Genomic DNA, 15,614 nt, shown 5'->3' with positions numbered 1-15,614 from the left:
ACACGCATTTTTCAAATATCCACAAAAACTGCGCTTAAGCTCAGTCTTCTATTGCGACCAGCATTTTCTTTAGCAAAGTACTGAGCTGCTGTTGTTCGGCCGCGCTCAGCACATTGGCTACCTCGGCTTCAGCAGCCAAATGATGGCGCACCGCTTCTTCTACAACCTTAAAACCCTGTTCGGTCAGGGTCACTATCACGCCACGCTTGTCGTGCTCAGCTTGAGCTCGGCTGACCAAGTTGCGACTTTCGAGTCGATTAATGCGGTTAGTCAGCGCGCCTGATGAGATTAGCACCATATTTTGTAACTGGTTAGGCGACAGCTGAAAAGAAGGCGGATGGCGGCGTAGCGCGGCCAGCACATCAAATTCGCCGACGTTTAAGCCATAATGAGCCAGATCTTGTAACACGCGGCGGGTAATAAAATATTCCAGTCGTACGATACGGCCAATTACCTCTGTGCTGCCAAGCTCAAGATCGGGACGCACTTGTTGCCATAAGCCCACAATGCGGTCTATCTGGTCCAGCACCGGATCCGATTCATGGTCAGCTTCTGGGCCAAAAGAAGTATTCTGCATGTCTGTACCATCCATTATTAGATGCTCCCTGATAATTGGCAGCCACTTCCGAGTCTATAGCCTCAGACAGTAACATAAAGAATTTTGTTTCCATCCTCTTGCATTGCCTTCTTTATATACAAAAAATCCCCAGTTTAAGCGGCCTAACAAGCGCTATGGCCGTTTAACGACCGCGACACTTGCGGTATACTCGGCGGGTTTTACGAGATTCAATGGAACTAGATAAGCCAACTGGGAGAATAAAAAGGTGAGCCTGTTAAAAAAACTCTTGCTTGCTGGCGTTGCCGCTGCTGCTTTAAGTGGCATGGCTTACGCCGCCAATGATATGTCGCCTGAAGCCATAGACGCGCGCACTAAGCCGGTAGGCAGCGTGTACACGGCTGCCGATCTGGAAGGCATTGTCGACACAGTCGCCGCCGATGACAGCGGTGAACCCGCAGAGCCACGCAGTGGTGAAGCAGTCTACACGGCTAATTGCTCTGCCTGCCACGGCACGGGTGCCGCCGGAGCGCCGATTAAAGGCAATGCGGAACAGTGGGCATCACACGTTGCCAAAGGCCGCGATACTCTGATTACACATGCGTTGGAAGGCTTTAACGCCATGCCAGCACGTGGTGCCTGTGGCAATTGCTCAGATGAAGAAATTACTAACGCCGTTGATTACATGCTGGATGCTATCTAAGCATTAAGCTGTGCGTTAGGAATAAATAAAAAGCCGCTGAATGCGGCTTTTTTTGTTATTCGTGAAGGGTGAAACGTGAGGAGTAAAGCGTAAAGCGCAAAACACCGAATCTGTAGGGTTTTCTCCCTCACTATTCACGCTTCACGATCACTTATTAAACATCGCCCGTATATCAGCAATGGCAGATTGGCCTTTTTCCATACGCTCGGTTTCGCTAGGCGGCTTGCGATTATGCTCCCAGTCGAGATCTTGTTGTGGTAATTCTAATAAGAAGCGGCTTGGTTCGGGACGCAACTGCTCGCCATATTGACGACGTTCGCGACACAAGGTAAAAGTCAATGCTTGCTGAGCGCGGGTAATGCCCACATAAGCTAAGCGGCGTTCTTCCTCGATATTGTCTTCATCTATGCTGCTTTGGTGGGGCAATAAGCCCTCTTCCATGCCCACCATAAACACGAAGGGAAACTCCAAACCTTTAGACGAATGCAGCGTCATTAATTGCACTTGCTCGCCGTCGTCTTCATCTTCACCGCGCTCCATCATGTCGCGCAGCGTCAAGCGGATTACCACTTCTGGCAGAGTCATGGCTTCGTCTTCATCCGAGCCTTCTAGCATCTGGCTGACCCATTTAAACAGCGTTGACACGTTTTTCATGCGCATTTCGGCGGCGCGGGGGCTGGGCGAGCTGTCGTATAACCATTCTTCGTAGTTAATATCTTTGATCATGTCGCGCACCGCTTCTACTGCATTGCCACGGGCTGCTTCTTCACCGCGGCGCACCAGCCAGTTGGTAAAGGCGCGCAAAGCGGCCAAGCCGCGACCATCTAGAGTTTGTTCTAGGCCCACCTCAAAACTGGCGGCAAACAGGCTTTTACCACGATTATTGGCGTAATTACCCAGTTTTTCGAGACTAGTGGGGCCAATTTCACGGCGCGGCGTATTCACTACTCGCAAAAAGGCGTTGTCGTCATCCGGATTCACCAACAAGCGCAGATAGGCCATGATGTCTTTAATTTCACTGCGCGAGAAAAACGAAGTGCCGCCGCTAATTTTGTACGGAATCCGGTTAGTCATCAGCTGTTTTTCTAGCAAGCGCGACTGATGATTGCCACGGTAAAGAATCGCATAGTCACCAAAGCGACTGCCGTTCATAAATTTATGGCCCATGATCTCGGCTACCACCCGCTCCGCTTCATGCTCTTCATTTTTGGCAAACAGTACCCGCACCGAGGCGGCATATTCCATTTCAGAAAACAGCTTCTTTTCAAATACATGGGGGTTATTGGCAATTAAGATATTGGCGCACTGCAAGATTTGGCCACGGGAGCGATAGTTTTGCTCTAACATGATCACTTTTAGCTGCGGATAATCATCTTTAAGCAACACCAAGTTTTGCGGCCGTGCACCGCGCCACGAATAAATAGACTGATCGTCATCACCCACCACGGTAAAGCGCGCCCGCTCACCGGCTAACAATTTGACCAACTCATATTGGCTGGCGTTGGTATCTTGGTATTCATCCACCAACAAGTAGCGAATTTTGTTTTGCCAGAATTGACGAACCTGCTCATTGGTTTTCAGCAATAAGGTGGGCATTAGGATCAAGTCATCAAAATCCAGCGCGTTGTAGGCCTTCATTTGGCGCTGATAACGCTCATAACACTGGGCAAACAGCACCTGCTCCGGATCTTGAGCGATCCGTGCGGCTCGCGCGGGCAATACCAGATCGTTTTTCCAGTTAGAAATGGTACTCACTAATCGACTCAGTGCTTCCTTATCCCCGTCTAATTCTTGATCCGTCAGATCCTTTAACAGCGCCAGCTGATCTTGATCGTCAAACAGCGAAAAACCGGCCTTTAAGTTCAGCGTCTTATGCTCTCGGCGGATGATATCTAGTCCTAAACTGTGAAAAGTCGACACCATAAGTCCGCGCGCTTCGCTCTTGCTTAAGGTTTGTAGCACCCGCTCTTTCATCTCGCGAGCGGCTTTATTGGTAAAGGTCACGGCGGCGATATTTCGCGCTTTATAGTCACATTTACGGACCAGATAGGCGATTTTATTGGTAATTACGCGGGTTTTACCACTGCCGGCGCCCGCCAGCACTAGGCAAGGGCCACCAATAAAATGCACGGCTTCGTCTTGGGCTGGATTTAATTTCATATGGGCATTCCGACAGTAAAATAGGGTCCGTATTCTAACGGTTAGCAGCCGTTGGGGAAAGGTGCCGCCAGAAACCTAGCGCCGAGCTAGACAAAGGGCTTAAAGATTTTTTGCAACGGAATTCACGGAACCCACAGAAAAATAGAGATCAGATCTGAAAGGGATCATTACTGGTAAGATCTAAAAGGCAGCTGAAATGATAGGCTAGAAGTCTCTAGGACATGCCCTTACTAATAAGATCCTTGGTATTTTTTCGATCTTATCCCATGTTAATTTTTCCGTGCTTGTTGTAGGTAAAGAGGGTGTATTCCGTGGCGAAATGGCTCTAGGTTTAGTCTTTAGGCAATGTCAGTCCGCTTTACCCTTTACTCTTCACTCTGAACCGCACATGATCTTACCAGTGCTTATTTACTTGAACTTATGATGGCCCTCGATATACAAACTCTTAGACTCGACTTCCCTATTCTGGCCCACACCGTTAATGGCCAGCCTTTGGTGTATTTGGATAACGCCGCCACCACCCAAAAGCCCCGAGCTGTGCTGGATGCGCTGAACCATTATTACCAAAGCCAAAATGCCAATGTGCACCGTGCCGCTCACGCCTTAAGTGGCCAAGCCACTCAGGCTTTTGAGGCCGCACGCGCTAAGGTCGCGGCCTTTATTAATACCCCCGATACTGACCAAGTGATTTGGACCCGTGGTGCGACTGAGGCCATTAATCTAGTGGCCTACAGCTTTGGCATGCACAGCCTTAAGGCTAATGATGAGATTTTGCTATCTACCATGGAGCATCACGCCAATATCGTACCCTGGCAACAAGTGGCTGCGGCTACTGGGGCAATAATCAAGGTGATCCCGCTTAATGCCAATGCCGAGTTGGATATGGAGGCGGCGGCTAGTTTGTTCTCGCCGCGCACTAAGTTGCTGGCGGTCAGTCATATCTCCAATGCGCTGGGCATGATTAATCCCATTAAACAATTGATTACCATGGCCAAGGCCGTAGGTGCGGTGACGCTGATCGATGGCGCACAGGCCGTCGGTCATTTCCCCATAGACGTGCAAGCCTTGGATTGCGACTTTTATGTGTTCTCCGGCCATAAGATGTTTGGCCCCACCGGTATCGGTGTGCTGTATGGTAAGCGGGAATTATTGGAAGCCATGCCACCATGGCAAACTGGCGGCGAGATGATTAAAGAAGTGAGCTTCGAGCACACTAGCTTTGGCGAACTGCCTTTTAAGTTTGAAGCCGGCACGCCTAATATTGCCGGTGCCATTGGTTTGGGTGCTGCCGTAGATTATTTATCAGGATTAGACAGAGCAGCCGTCGTCGCACACGAACAAGCTTTAATGGAACAGCTGCTGGCAGGCTTAAACGCTATGCCTGATGTGCGCATTATTGGTCGCCCTCAAGCGGGCGCCGTGTCCTTTGTAATTGATGATGTTCATCCCCAAGACTTGGCGACTTTGCTGGATATGCAAGGCATAGCGGTGCGCACCGGCCACCATTGCGCCATGCCTCTAATGCAGGCGTTAGACTTGCCCCACGGCACCATTCGCGCATCCATCGCTTTTTATAATAGCACTGACGACATTGCCGCCTTATTGGCTGGTCTTGATAAAGCACGGGAGTTTTTTTAATGCAGCCATTTGGTCATACCATTACCGACACCGAGATTCGCGCTTTATTTGCAAATGCACAGGGCTGGGAAGCCCGCTACAAAGAGCTGATCAAACTGGCTAAGCAGCTACCGGCATTAAATGCAGCAGATAAGATAGAGGTTAACGCCATTCACGGTTGTGAAAGCCAAGCTTGGCTGGTGAGCGAGCAAAATACTAATGGATTGTGGCAGCTGCACTGCGACTCAGATGCGCGCATCGTCAAAGGCTTGATGGCGGTAGTACTGGCGGCATTGAACAACAAAACCGCCGAACAAATACAAGCCTTCGACATGGACACTTATTTTTCCGAACTACAGCTCTTAAGCCATCTAAGCCCCTCGCGCGGCAACGGCTTAAGAGCCGTGGTAACAGCTATAAAACACAGATGTACGCCGTACGCTGTCCGTCAAAGATAAACACCGCCCCCTGTAGCCCAGTGCTTTAGCTGCAGGTTCTGCGGAGCAGGATGATGTTAAAGAATCCCGCTGAGACGGGACTGCAGCTAAAGCGCAGACTACAGAAACACTCATAGCTGTTTATTATCGTCATCCTGACGAACGTCAGGATCTTGTTTTTCTTACGGCGTACTGCTTATAGCGTACCGCTGCTTTTCATCGCTAGCTTGGTGAGTATGCGGCTGACCATAAAGAAGCCGAAGGTGGCGGTGATGTGGGTGATGGCGCCAAAGCCGGAGGCGCAGTCCATTTTCATGGTGCCGTCTAACTCAGGTCTAGCATTACAAATACCGCCGTTGCCATCTGGGTAACGGGGCTGTTCGGTGGAGAACACGCAATCCACGCCAAATTTACGCTTGGGGTTTTTACTGAAGTTATGAAAACGACGCAGTTCGTTTCGCACTTTAGCAGCCAGTGGATCCTGAATGGTTTTACTAAGATCGCGGATCATGATCTGACTGGGATCCGTTTGTCCGCCCGCGCCACCTGCAGTGATCACCGGAATCTTGTTACGCTTACAAAAGGCGATCAAGGCCACTTTGGCTTTGACCGAATCGATCGCATCCAGCACATAATCAAAATCCCGCAGTAAATACTCTTCCTGATTGTCGGCACTAATAAAATCATCGATAACGGTGACTTTGCAGTCTGGATTGATCAGCTTAATGCGCTCCGCCATGGCCTGGGTTTTTTCTTGGCCTATTTGATTGTTGAGTGCATGAATTTGCCGATTGGTATTGGTGATACAAATATCATCCATATCCAGCAAGGTGATAGCACCAATGCCGGAGCGTGCCAGCGCTTCTGCCGCCCAACTGCCCACGCCACCTATGCCTAATACACAGACATGGGATTGGGAAAAAGTTGCCAAGGCATGATTGCCATACAGGCGGGCAATGCCACCAAAACGCTGCTCAAAACTCATTATTCACTCCCCTAAATGTGCGGCCAGTATATCAAGTCGGTTGGGGAATGGGGATTAGGGATTAGCAACACCGCCTTTGGCCGTCATCCTGATACTGAATCAAGTTCAGCATGACGAAGTTTCAGGATCTCGTATTTAGGTCTTAAACCACAAAGCGAGATCCTGACTTTCGTCAGGAAGACGGCATAGAAACAGACACCGCTCTATGTTTGGCTTGTCCCCTTCACCCTTCACATTTTTAAAATAAAAAAAGGGAGCCGAAGCTCCCTTTTTTATATCGCACTATTTAAAGCGGCGACTAGCCACCAACAGCGATGTTTTGCATGTCAGTCATGTAAGAACGCAGGGTCTTACCGATGGTCTCAACTGGGTGGTTACGAATTGCTTCGTTCACGTCGATTAAGCGACGGTTATCAACGGAGTTAGACGCAACTTCGAAGCTCTTACCGATTACGTTGGTGCTGATGTTAGGCATGAACTTCTCGCGCAACAAAGGCACAGCAGCGTGAGCGAACAGGTAGTTACCGTACTCTGCAGTATCAGAGATTACTACGTTCATTTCGTACAAACGCTTACGCGCAACAGTGTTGGCAATCAGTGGCAGCTCATGCAGAGACTCGTAGTAAGCAGACTCATCGATAATACCTGAAGCAGTCATGGCTTCAAATGCCAATTCAACGCCGGCTTTCACCATGGCAACCAACAGAATTGCGTTATCGAAGTATTCTTGCTCGTCGATTACTACGTCAGTGGCAGGATACTGCTCGAAGCTAGTGTCGGCAGTCTCTTCACGCCAAGTCAGCAGGTCTTTGTCGTCATTTGCCCAATCGGCCATCATGCCAGCAGAGAAGTTGCCTTGGATGATGTCATCCATGTGCTTGTTGAACAATGGGCGCATCAGCTCTTTCAACTCTTCAGCCATGTCGAAAGCTTTGATTTTGGCTGGGTTAGACAAACGGTCCATCATGTTGGTGATGCCGCCTTGCTTCAGCGCTTCGGTGATGGTTTCCCAACCGAACTGGATAAGCTTGCCTGCATAACCGGCATCGATACCGTCAGCCAACATTTTGTCGTGGGCTAAAATCGCGCCAGCTTGCAGCATGCCACACAGAATGGTTTGCTCGCCCATTAAGTCAGACTTAACTTCGGCTACGAAAGAAGACTCAAGTACGCCGGCACGGTCGCCGCCAGTGGCAGATGCCCATGCTTTAGCGATGGCCAGACCTTCGCCTTTAGCATCGTTTTCTGGGTGTACGGCAATCAGGGTAGGTACGCCAAAACCACGCTTATATTCTTCACGTACTTCAGTACCTGGGCACTTAGGTGCAACCATGACTACGGTAATGTCTTTACGGATCTGCATGCCTTCTTCAACGATGTTGAAGCCATGAGAGTAACCCAGAGCGGCGCCTTCTTTCATTAACGGCATAACGGCGTTAACGGCAGAGGTATGCTGCTTGTCAGGAGTCAGGTTCATTACCAAGTCAGCAGTGGGGATCAACTCTTGGTAAGTGCCAACTTTAAAGCCGTTCTCGGTGGCTTGCTTGTAAGACTGACGCTTTTCAGCGATAGCTTCATCGCGCAGTGCATAGGCAACGTCAAGGCCAGAGTCACGCATGTTCAAGCCTTGGTTCAAGCCTTGAGCACCACAACCAACGATAACTACTTTTTTACCTTTCAGGTAATCACAGCCATCAGCGAATTCGTTACGCTTCATGAAGCGACACTTGCCCAGTTGCTCAAGCTGCTCGCGCAAAGTCAGGGTATTAAAGTAATTATTAGCCATTGAATACACTTCCTATTAATTCATTGAAGATAAATTTTTGCACCGCTTAAGTGTGTTGCTGGCGGTGACGACAGAACTACTATACCTCAGACGCATCATTGCTTAAAATGATATATTCGAAACAGAGTGTTGCACTTTTTGCAATGTTAAGTACAGCACCAAGCGCCTAGCTAAAATAAGACACCGCTTTGGTTTTCCTTGGTGCTGGGCGCCGGGCGCTTGGTGCTATGTTTTAAGGAGCCACCGTGGACTTTCGCCATCTAGAACTCTTTGTACATTTAAGCCAGAGTTTACACTTTGGCCACACCGCCGATGCCATGGCGGTAAGCCCTTCAACGTTAAGCCGTGCTATTCAACGCCTAGAGCAAGATACCGGTAGCGAGCTGTTGATAAGAGATAATCGTAGCGTGTCACTGACACCGGCGGGCGCACGCCTACAGCAATTTGCTGTAGGTTGGCTCAGCGACTGGCAACACCTTAAGCAAGAACTCAAACACGGGGATGACAGCTTGCAAGGTCGGCTGCGGGTGTATTGCTCGGTCACCGCAAGTTACTTCTTGCTACCCGGTATTTTAGAACGCTTTCGCAGCCGCTACCCAAGGCTCGAAATTCGCCTCGAAACCGGCGATCCGGCGCTGGCTATCGATAAAATACTGGATGATGAAAGTGAGCTGGCTATCGCAGCACGCCCCGATGCGCTACCAGCCAAGGTGCATTTTATTAACCTGCAAACCGTGCCCATGGTGTTTATCGCGCCTACTACTACTGGGCCCATCAGCGAATTGCTGGAGCAAAAGCCACTGGATTGGCGCACCTTACCGGTGATTGTATCGGAGCAAGGCGTAGCCAGAAAACGCGCCAATCAGTGGTTTAAGAGTAAGGGCATCAACCCCAATATTTATGCGGAAGTAGCAGGTAATGAAGCCATCATAGGTATGGTAGCGCTGGGTTTTGGCATCGGCGTGGTGCCCAGAGTGGTTATCGATCACAGCCCCATGGGGGACAAAGTTCGAATTTTGTCGGCAAGCCCAGCACTCAAGTCCATTGAAGTGGGCGTGTGTTTATTGAAAAAGCGCCTCGACGACCCACTGATTCAGGCGTTCCAACAAACGGCATTAGAACCGGTTTAAACATAGCTGTACGTTTGACGCTGTACGCCGTACGAAGAGCGCGGGACACGTCTTACTCTGTAAGTTAAGTCTTTGACGTATGGCGCATAACGTACGGCGTATCGCGCCCGGTTGCCTGAAAGGCTGACGCCGCCGTCTAATTAAGGCTAAAATGCCTTCATAGCCTAAGGAGATCATCATGTTAGACCCTAAAAAATTAGAAGACATCGCCCGCCAGATCCAAAACAACTTGCCCAGCGGCATCAAAAACATGGGCGAAGAAGCAGAAAAACGCATTCGCAGTGTGCTGCAAGCTCAACTGGGTAAACTGGACATGGTGACCCGCGAAGAGTTTGACGTACAAACTAAAGTCTTGCTGCGCACCCGTGAGAAACTCAACGACATGGAAGCAAAACTGACGCTGCTGGAGCAGAAATTAACCGCTGGCCAAGCAGTTGATGATAAACAACAAGATTGAGTTAGCCTTAGCCGAGCAAGTGAGAGCGGCATGTTTGCACGCCGCCTTGGCAGCTTATGAAGAAGGCGGCATGCTGGGTTTATGTCAGCAAGGTCGCTTTGAGCTGGCGATGGATGCCATTACCGCGCTTAACTTAACCGCTATCACTGAGGCTCAGCCAAGCGTTCCACCTAATAAACCCATCACTGAAAACAAATAAGCCAGCACCGAATGAATCGGTACTGGCTTATTTTTTAGCTTTCAGTGTCAGCTCGATTTTTAGCTAAGCCTTAAATAAATTCAAAGGCATCGCCAAACAGCTGCTCGCTCACTACCCCTTTCTCTTTAAAGGCTTCACGCGCCACGCCGGCCATTTCAAAGCGGCCCGCCACGTATACGTCATAGTCATGCAAGCTTAGGAAGTCGTCCATAATGGCATCGTGCACTAAGCCGGTGCGCCCTTGCCACTGCTCATCACCGTTTTGGACCACCGGAATGTAGGTGAGCTTTGGATGTGCGGCCACCCACGCTTTCATTTCTTGATCTGCATATAAATGCCCGGCGAAACGCACACCCCAGTATAAAAATACCGGTTGGCGCAGGCCATCGGCGATCATTTGCTGCAAGATAGAGCGGGTATAAGCAAAGCCCGTGCCACCGGCCATCAAGATCACTGGATGTGTGGATTCGGCGCGTAAATGCGCCTTACCGGCAGGTAACTGCACGTCAATTTTGCCTTGGTCTTGCATGCGCTTGAGCACTTGCATGGCATAGGTATTTTCGGGAGTCGCACCAATGTGCATTTCTAACAACCCTTCGTCATTCATGGTATTGGCGATAGAAAACGGACGTTTATCATCCTCTGCCATCACCACCAATAAGTATTGGCCAGGAAGAAAATCCACAGGAACTTCTGGTTTTAAGCGCACATACCACAGGGTATCGGCCATCTCTTCTAGGGCTTCTACACTACATGTTACTTTCTGCATGACTATCCTTTGAGTTCACTCTATTTAATACTGGAATCGAAGATCCCCAGCTCGTCCCATAAGCTATCTACTTTTTGTTTTACTTCCATTGGCATCTCTATTGGCACGCCCCATTCACGGTCGGTTTCACCCGGCCATTTATTGGTGGCGTCCATGCCCATTTTTGAGCCAAGGCCGGACACAGGCGAAGCAAAGTCTAAGTAATCGATAGGAGTATGTTCGATCAGAGTGGTATCGCGCGCCGGATCCATTCGCGTGGTAATGGCCCAAATCACGTCGTTCCAATCTCTGGCATTAATATCATCGTCACAGACGATAACAAATTTGGTGTACATAAACTGTCGTAAATACGACCACACGCCGAGCATGACACTTTTGGCATGACCCGGATAGCGCTTTTTAATGGTCACCACCGCCATCCGATATGAACAACCTTCGGGCGGTAAATAAAAGTCGACGATTTCTGGAAACTGCTTTTGCAGGATCGGCACAAATACTTCATTGAGTGCCACGCCCAAAATCGCCGGTTCATCCGGTGGCCGACCCGTATAGGTGGAATGGTAAATAGCATCGTGGCGACGGGTAATGCGCTCCACGGTAAACACCGGAAACTCATCCACTTCGTTGTAATAACCGGTGTGATCCCCATACGGCCCTTCTGGCGCCATTTCATCTGGATAAATAAAGCCCTCCAAGACGATTTCGGCGCTGGCCGGCACTTCTAAATCACTGCCGATGCACTTTACCACTTCGGTACGGCTACCACGCAAAAGACCCGCAAAGGCATATTCTGACAGCGTATCCGGCACTGGTGTGACGGCACCGAGAATGGTGGCAGGATCCGCGCCTAACGCGACCGCAACCGGATAAGGCTGGCCTGGATTGGCTTCTTGCCATTCACGAAAGTCCAGCGCACCGCCGCGATGGCTAAGCCAGCGCATAATAACTTTATTCTTACCTAATAATTGCTGGCGATAAATACCCAGATTTTGTCGTTTTTTATAGGGGCCACGAGTAATGGTTAAACCCCAGGTGATCAAGGGCGCCACATCGCCGGGCCAGCAATGCTGGATCGGTAATTGAGTCAGATCCACTTGATCGCCTTCGAAGATCACTTCTTGGCACGGCGCTTTCTTCAGCCGTTTGGTCGGCATATTGAGCACTTGCTTAAAGATCGGCAACTTTTCCATCAGCTCTTTCAAGCCTTTAGGTGGCTCTGGCTCTTTTAGATACGACAACCAACGGCCTACTTCACGCAAAGCCCCCACATCTTCTTGGCCCATGCCCATGGCAACGCGTTTGGGGGTGCCAAACAAGTTGCCTAACACCGGCATATCAAAGCCTTTGGGATTTTCAAACAACAAAGCCGGACCGCCCGCCTTGAGCGTGCGATCACAAATTTCAGTCATTTCCAGATAAGGATCGATTTCCTGCTGGATACGCTTGAGTTCGCCCTGAGCTTCGAGCTGCGCAATAAAGTCGCGCAAGTCCTTATATTTCATAGGTTTATTCCAAGTGCATCGACAAAGGAGTTAGATTATACCCGATTCATCTAGGATCTGTCGGCAATAAAAAAACCGCGGACAGGCCGCGGTTTTTTTGACAGTAAACGCTTATTTTTGCTGGCGTTTCATGGCATCAAAGAATTCATCGTTGGTTTTGGTCATGGCCAACTTATCGATCAAGAACTCGACCGCATCGCTCTCACCCATAGGGTGCACGATTTTGCGCAAGATCCACATCTTCTGCAGCTCATCGGGCGTGGTGAGTAACTCTTCACGACGGGTGCCTGAACGCGTAATGTCGATGGCAGGATACACGCGCTTCTCGGCAATTTTGCGCGACAAGTGCAGTTCCATGTTACCGGTACCTTTAAACTCTTCGTAGATAACTTCATCCATCTTAGAGCCGGTATCAACTAACGCGGTCGCAATGATGGTCAGGCTGCCGCCCTCTTCTACATTACGCGCCGCACCAAAGAAACGCTTCGGGCGGTGCAGAGCGTTAGCATCCAAACCACCGGTCAACACCTTGCCAGAAGACGGCACTACTGTGTTGTAAGCACGCGCCAGACGAGTAATGGAGTCGAGTAATATCACCACGTCTTTTTTGTGTTCAACCAAGCGCTTGGCTTTTTCGATAACCATATCCGCCACTTGTACGTGACGCTGTGCTGGCTCATCAAAGGTAGAAGCAATCACTTCGCCTTTTACCATGCGTTGCATTTCGGTCACTTCTTCCGGACGCTCATCAATCAATAACACGATCAATACACATTCTGGATGATTGTAAGCGATGCTTTGTGCGATGTTTTGCAGCAGCATAGTTTTACCAGCTTTAGGCGGCGCCACTATTAAGCCACGCTGACCTTTACCGATGGGCGAGGCCAAATCGAGTACGCGAGCGGTAATGTCTTCGGTAGAGCCGTTGCCGCGCTCCATTCTCATGCGTTCGTCCGCATGTAATGGCGTTAAGTTTTCAAACAAGATCTTGTTGCGGGCGTTCTCGGGGCGGTCGTAGTTAACTTCGTTAATTTTTAGCAGCGCGAAATAACGCTCACCTTCTTTAGGTGGTCGTATTTTACCGGCTATGGTGTCGCCAGTGCGCAAGTTGAAACGCCGGATCTGACTGGGAGAGACATAGATATCGTCGGGTCCGGCCAAATAAGAAGAGTCGGCACTGCGCAAAAAGCCAAAGCCATCTTGTAATATTTCCAGCACACCATCACCAAAGATATCCGCGCCGCCTTTGGCATGCGCCTTCAGGATTGCGAAAATGATGTCTTGCTTGCGTAAACGGGCGAGGTTTTCCAAGCCCATGGTCTCGCCAAGCTTTACCAGCTCAGGGACGGGGGTATTCTTGAGTTCAGTCAGATTCATAGTGGTGGGTTTCTATCAACCAGGATATGTAAAATATTAGGAAAAAAGTCTGCTGAGATGAGACTTAAAAATGCAGGGCCGTTAAGTTGGCACAAATGTAGGTTAGCAAACGATCAACAAATTAGCACTAAAAAGACCGGCAGTCTATAAAAACAACAAGGGGTGCTTTGCGCACCCCTTGTTCAATTTCGCTATTACAGGTTAGTGTCTAAGAATTCTTTTAACTGAGACTTAGACAGCGCGCCCACTTTGGTCGCTGCTATTTCGCCGTTTTTAAACAACAACAAAGTAGGAATACCACGAATACCAAACTTAGGCGGCGTATCGGCGTTTTGGTCGATGTTCAATTTGCCGATGGTCACTTTGCCTTCATACTCTTCGGCCACTTCAGCCAAAATTGGGGCGATCATTTTACAAGGACCACACCATTCAGCCCAGAAATCGACTAATACGGGACCACTCGCTTTTAGCACGTCTGCTTCGAAGCTGGCATCGGTCAGCTGCACAATTTTGTCACTCATCTCCAACTCCCGTTAGTTTTTTTTATCACTCAACAGTAAATGTTGAGACTATGTTGAATTTAGTTGGTCTATTCCAAACGATCCTGTTTATTATTGCAAGCCTAACCTGATATTCTGAACGTTATGAGCAAAACACACTTAACTGACGTAAAATTTGCCCAATTGGGTCTGCAACCTCAAGTTGTCACCGGATTGGACGCAAAAGGATTTCACAACTGCACGCCGATACAGGCGTTGTCGTTACCCCATTTAATTGCTGGCAAAGATATTGCGGGACAAGCCCAAACGGGCACGGGTAAAACCATTGCCTTTCTCGCCGCCACTTTTAATCACCTCTTAACCACGCCCGCGCCTGAACATCGCCAACTCAACCAGCCTAGGGCCATTATTATGGCGCCGACCCGAGAGCTGGCGGTGCAAATCCATAATGACGCGGACACCCTCAGTGCCTGCACCGGCTTAAAATTAGGCTTGGCCTATGGCGGCGAAGGCTATGAAGAACAAACCGAAGTACTTAACGCGGGCGTCGATATTTTAATCGGTACCACGGGTCGTATTATCGACTTCTTGAAGAAACAAGTGATCGACATGGGCGCCATTCAAGTAGTGGTGCTCGACGAAGCAGATCGCATGTTTGATCTGGGCTTTATCAAAGATATCCGCTTTTTATTCCGCCGCATGCCGCAGCCGAGCCAGCGGGTGAATATGCTGTTTTCGGCCACGCTTTCACTACGAGTGCAAGAGCTGGCCTACGAACACATGAATAGCCCAGAGCAAGTCACTATTGAGCCCGAACGTAAAACAGGTCTGTACATTAAAGAAGAGCTGTTTTATCCGGCCCAAGAAGACAAACTGTTACTGCTGCTGACCTTGGTGGAAAGCGAATGGCCAGAGAAAGCCATCATATTTGCTAACACCAAGCACAGCTGTGAAAAAGTCCACGGCTGGTTAGAAGCAGACGGTCACAGAGTCGGTTTATTAACCGGAGACGTACCGCAAAGAAAGCGCACCGCTATTCTGGAAGACTTCACCAGTGGCGTACTCGATATTCTGGTGGCCACCGATGTGGCAGCGCGCGGCTTACATATTCCCGATGTCAGCCATGTCTTTAACTACGACTTGCCCGATGACGCAGAAGACTATGTGCATCGTATCGGTCGTACCGGCCGTGCCGGTGCCAGTGGTTGTTCTATCAGCTTTGCCTGTGAAGAATATGTGTTCAACTTACCGGCCATAGAAACCTATATAGAGCACAGTATTCCGGTCACGGATTACGATAAAGCAGCCTTGCTTGATGATGTCACACCGCCAGTGCGCATTCACCATCATAGGGCGCACTCAACTCGCAAACCCCACGACGGTCAACGCCGCCCCAGCGCGCCTCGTCGTCGGCATGGCTAACGGAGTACTGGTGT

15 protein-coding genes are annotated in these 15,614 nt (G+C 49.6%); 7 read left to right on the top strand and 8 right to left on the bottom strand.

What is annotated here, in order from left to right; translation table 11 throughout:
* Positions 1-40: 40 nt before the first annotated feature.
* On the bottom strand, positions 41-577 hold the full coding sequence (locus R0134_RS01215) for a MarR family transcriptional regulator (protein WP_319783098.1): 537 nt from the start codon (positions 575-577) through the stop codon (positions 41-43).
* A gap of 247 nt (positions 578-824) precedes the next feature.
* On the opposite strand from R0134_RS01215, the gene R0134_RS01210 reads away from it, so the two are divergent.
* Positions 825-1,259, top strand: coding sequence for a c-type cytochrome (locus R0134_RS01210; protein WP_319783097.1), 435 nt, complete (start codon positions 825-827; stop codon positions 1,257-1,259).
* A 147-nt stretch (positions 1,260-1,406) separates the two neighbouring features.
* Here the strand turns inward: R0134_RS01210 and rep are convergent, their stop codons facing one another.
* Entirely contained in the window at positions 1,407-3,419 is a 2,013-nt protein-coding gene (gene rep / locus R0134_RS01205) for a DNA helicase Rep (RefSeq protein ID WP_319783096.1), read from the bottom strand.
* A 423-nt stretch (positions 3,420-3,842) separates the two neighbouring features.
* On the opposite strand from rep, the gene R0134_RS01200 reads away from it, so the two are divergent.
* Together R0134_RS01200 and R0134_RS01195 are read left to right on the top strand one after the other, a co-directional pair.
* Positions 3,843-5,057, top strand: a complete 1,215-nt coding sequence (locus R0134_RS01200) for a cysteine desulfurase (RefSeq protein WP_319784279.1) — start codon at positions 3,843-3,845, stop codon at positions 5,055-5,057.
* Positions 5,057-5,494 (top strand): SufE family protein, encoded by a 438-nt coding sequence (locus tag R0134_RS01195; protein ID WP_319783095.1) that lies wholly within the window; start codon positions 5,057-5,059, stop codon positions 5,492-5,494. Before R0134_RS01200 ends, R0134_RS01195 begins: the two co-directional genes overlap by 1 nt.
* Positions 5,495-5,669: 175 nt before the next feature.
* Here R0134_RS01195 and tcdA read toward each other — a convergent pair whose 3' ends face one another.
* Positions 5,670-6,458: a tRNA cyclic N6-threonylcarbamoyladenosine(37) synthase TcdA gene (tcdA, locus tag R0134_RS01190; RefSeq protein ID WP_319783094.1), complete on the bottom strand. Its 789-nt coding sequence runs from the start codon at positions 6,456-6,458 to the stop codon at positions 5,670-5,672.
* A 298-nt stretch (positions 6,459-6,756) separates the two neighbouring features.
* Entirely contained in the window at positions 6,757-8,244 is a 1,488-nt protein-coding gene (ilvC, locus tag R0134_RS01185) for a ketol-acid reductoisomerase (protein ID WP_319783093.1), read from the bottom strand.
* A 245-nt stretch (positions 8,245-8,489) separates the two neighbouring features.
* On the opposite strand from ilvC, the gene ilvY reads away from it, so the two are divergent.
* The 3 genes from ilvY (at position 8,490) to R0134_RS01170 (ending at position 10,030) form a co-directional block, all read left to right on the top strand.
* The gene (gene ilvY, locus R0134_RS01180; RefSeq protein ID WP_319783092.1) at positions 8,490-9,374 is read left to right on the top strand and encodes an HTH-type transcriptional activator IlvY; all 885 of its coding nucleotides are present in this window, start codon (positions 8,490-8,492) and stop codon (positions 9,372-9,374) included.
* Between the two features lie 178 nt (positions 9,375-9,552).
* Positions 9,553-9,831 carry a ubiquinone biosynthesis accessory factor UbiK gene (gene ubiK / locus R0134_RS01175; protein WP_319783091.1) on the top strand — a complete coding sequence of 93 codons (279 nt, stop codon included), beginning with the start codon at positions 9,553-9,555 and terminating at the stop codon, positions 9,829-9,831.
* Entirely contained in the window at positions 9,812-10,030 is a 219-nt protein-coding gene (locus R0134_RS01170) for a hypothetical protein (RefSeq protein ID WP_319783090.1), read from the top strand. The genes ubiK and R0134_RS01170 overlap by 20 nt, the downstream gene beginning before the upstream one ends.
* Positions 10,031-10,100: 70 nt before the next feature.
* On the opposite strand, the gene fre is transcribed toward R0134_RS01170, so the two are convergent.
* From fre to trxA, 4 genes are all read right to left on the bottom strand, one after another.
* Complete coding sequence (fre, locus tag R0134_RS01165) at positions 10,101-10,799, bottom strand: NAD(P)H-flavin reductase (protein WP_319783089.1); 699 nt, start codon at positions 10,797-10,799, stop codon at positions 10,101-10,103.
* 20 nt (positions 10,800-10,819) lie between these two features.
* The gene (ubiD, locus tag R0134_RS01160) at positions 10,820-12,301 is read right to left on the bottom strand and encodes a 4-hydroxy-3-polyprenylbenzoate decarboxylase (protein ID WP_319783088.1); all 1,482 of its coding nucleotides are present in this window, start codon (positions 12,299-12,301) and stop codon (positions 10,820-10,822) included.
* Between the two features lie 111 nt (positions 12,302-12,412).
* Positions 12,413-13,678: a transcription termination factor Rho gene (rho, locus tag R0134_RS01155; protein ID WP_319783087.1), complete on the bottom strand. Its 1,266-nt coding sequence runs from the start codon at positions 13,676-13,678 to the stop codon at positions 12,413-12,415.
* A 194-nt stretch (positions 13,679-13,872) separates the two neighbouring features.
* Positions 13,873-14,199, bottom strand: coding sequence for a thioredoxin TrxA (trxA, locus tag R0134_RS01150; RefSeq protein WP_319783086.1), 327 nt, complete (start codon positions 14,197-14,199; stop codon positions 13,873-13,875).
* Positions 14,200-14,322: 123 nt separating this feature from the next.
* On the opposite strand from trxA, the gene rhlB reads away from it, so the two are divergent.
* The gene (rhlB, locus tag R0134_RS01145) at positions 14,323-15,600 is read left to right on the top strand and encodes an ATP-dependent RNA helicase RhlB (RefSeq protein WP_319783085.1); all 1,278 of its coding nucleotides are present in this window, start codon (positions 14,323-14,325) and stop codon (positions 15,598-15,600) included.
* The last annotated feature ends 14 nt before the right edge of the window (positions 15,601-15,614 follow it).

It is taken from the genome of Oceanisphaera sp. IT1-181 (assembly GCF_033807535.1).
Lineage (GTDB): Bacteria > Pseudomonadota > Gammaproteobacteria > Enterobacterales > Aeromonadaceae > Oceanimonas.
The sequence above is the reverse complement of the archived record's forward strand: the minus strand, read 5'-3'. Positions and strand labels throughout refer to the sequence as shown.

Coding starts and splice junctions, on each gene's coding strand:
- ubiD (WP_319783088.1), bottom strand. CDS start 12,301: ATGAAATATAAGGACTTGCGCGACTTTATTGCGCAGCTCGAAGCTCAG.
- R0134_RS01200 (WP_319784279.1), top strand. CDS start 3,843: ATGGCCCTCGATATACAAACTCTTAGACTCGACTTCCCTATTCTGGCC.
- rep (WP_319783096.1), bottom strand. CDS start 3,419: ATGAAATTAAATCCAGCCCAAGACGAAGCCGTGCATTTTATTGGTGGC.
- R0134_RS01195 (WP_319783095.1), top strand. CDS start 5,057: ATGCAGCCATTTGGTCATACCATTACCGACACCGAGATTCGCGCTTTA.
- fre (WP_319783089.1), bottom strand. CDS start 10,799: ATGCAGAAAGTAACATGTAGTGTAGAAGCCCTAGAAGAGATGGCCGAT.
- trxA (WP_319783086.1), bottom strand. CDS start 14,199: ATGAGTGACAAAATTGTGCAGCTGACCGATGCCAGCTTCGAAGCAGAC.
- rho (WP_319783087.1), bottom strand. CDS start 13,678: ATGAATCTGACTGAACTCAAGAATACCCCCGTCCCTGAGCTGGTAAAG.
- R0134_RS01215 (WP_319783098.1), bottom strand. CDS start 577: ATGCAGAATACTTCTTTTGGCCCAGAAGCTGACCATGAATCGGATCCG.
- tcdA (WP_319783094.1), bottom strand. CDS start 6,458: ATGAGTTTTGAGCAGCGTTTTGGTGGCATTGCCCGCCTGTATGGCAAT.
- ubiK (WP_319783091.1), top strand. CDS start 9,553: ATGTTAGACCCTAAAAAATTAGAAGACATCGCCCGCCAGATCCAAAAC.
- R0134_RS01170 (WP_319783090.1), top strand. CDS start 9,812: ATGATAAACAACAAGATTGAGTTAGCCTTAGCCGAGCAAGTGAGAGCG.
- rhlB (WP_319783085.1), top strand. CDS start 14,323: ATGAGCAAAACACACTTAACTGACGTAAAATTTGCCCAATTGGGTCTG.
- ilvC (WP_319783093.1), bottom strand. CDS start 8,244: ATGGCTAATAATTACTTTAATACCCTGACTTTGCGCGAGCAGCTTGAG.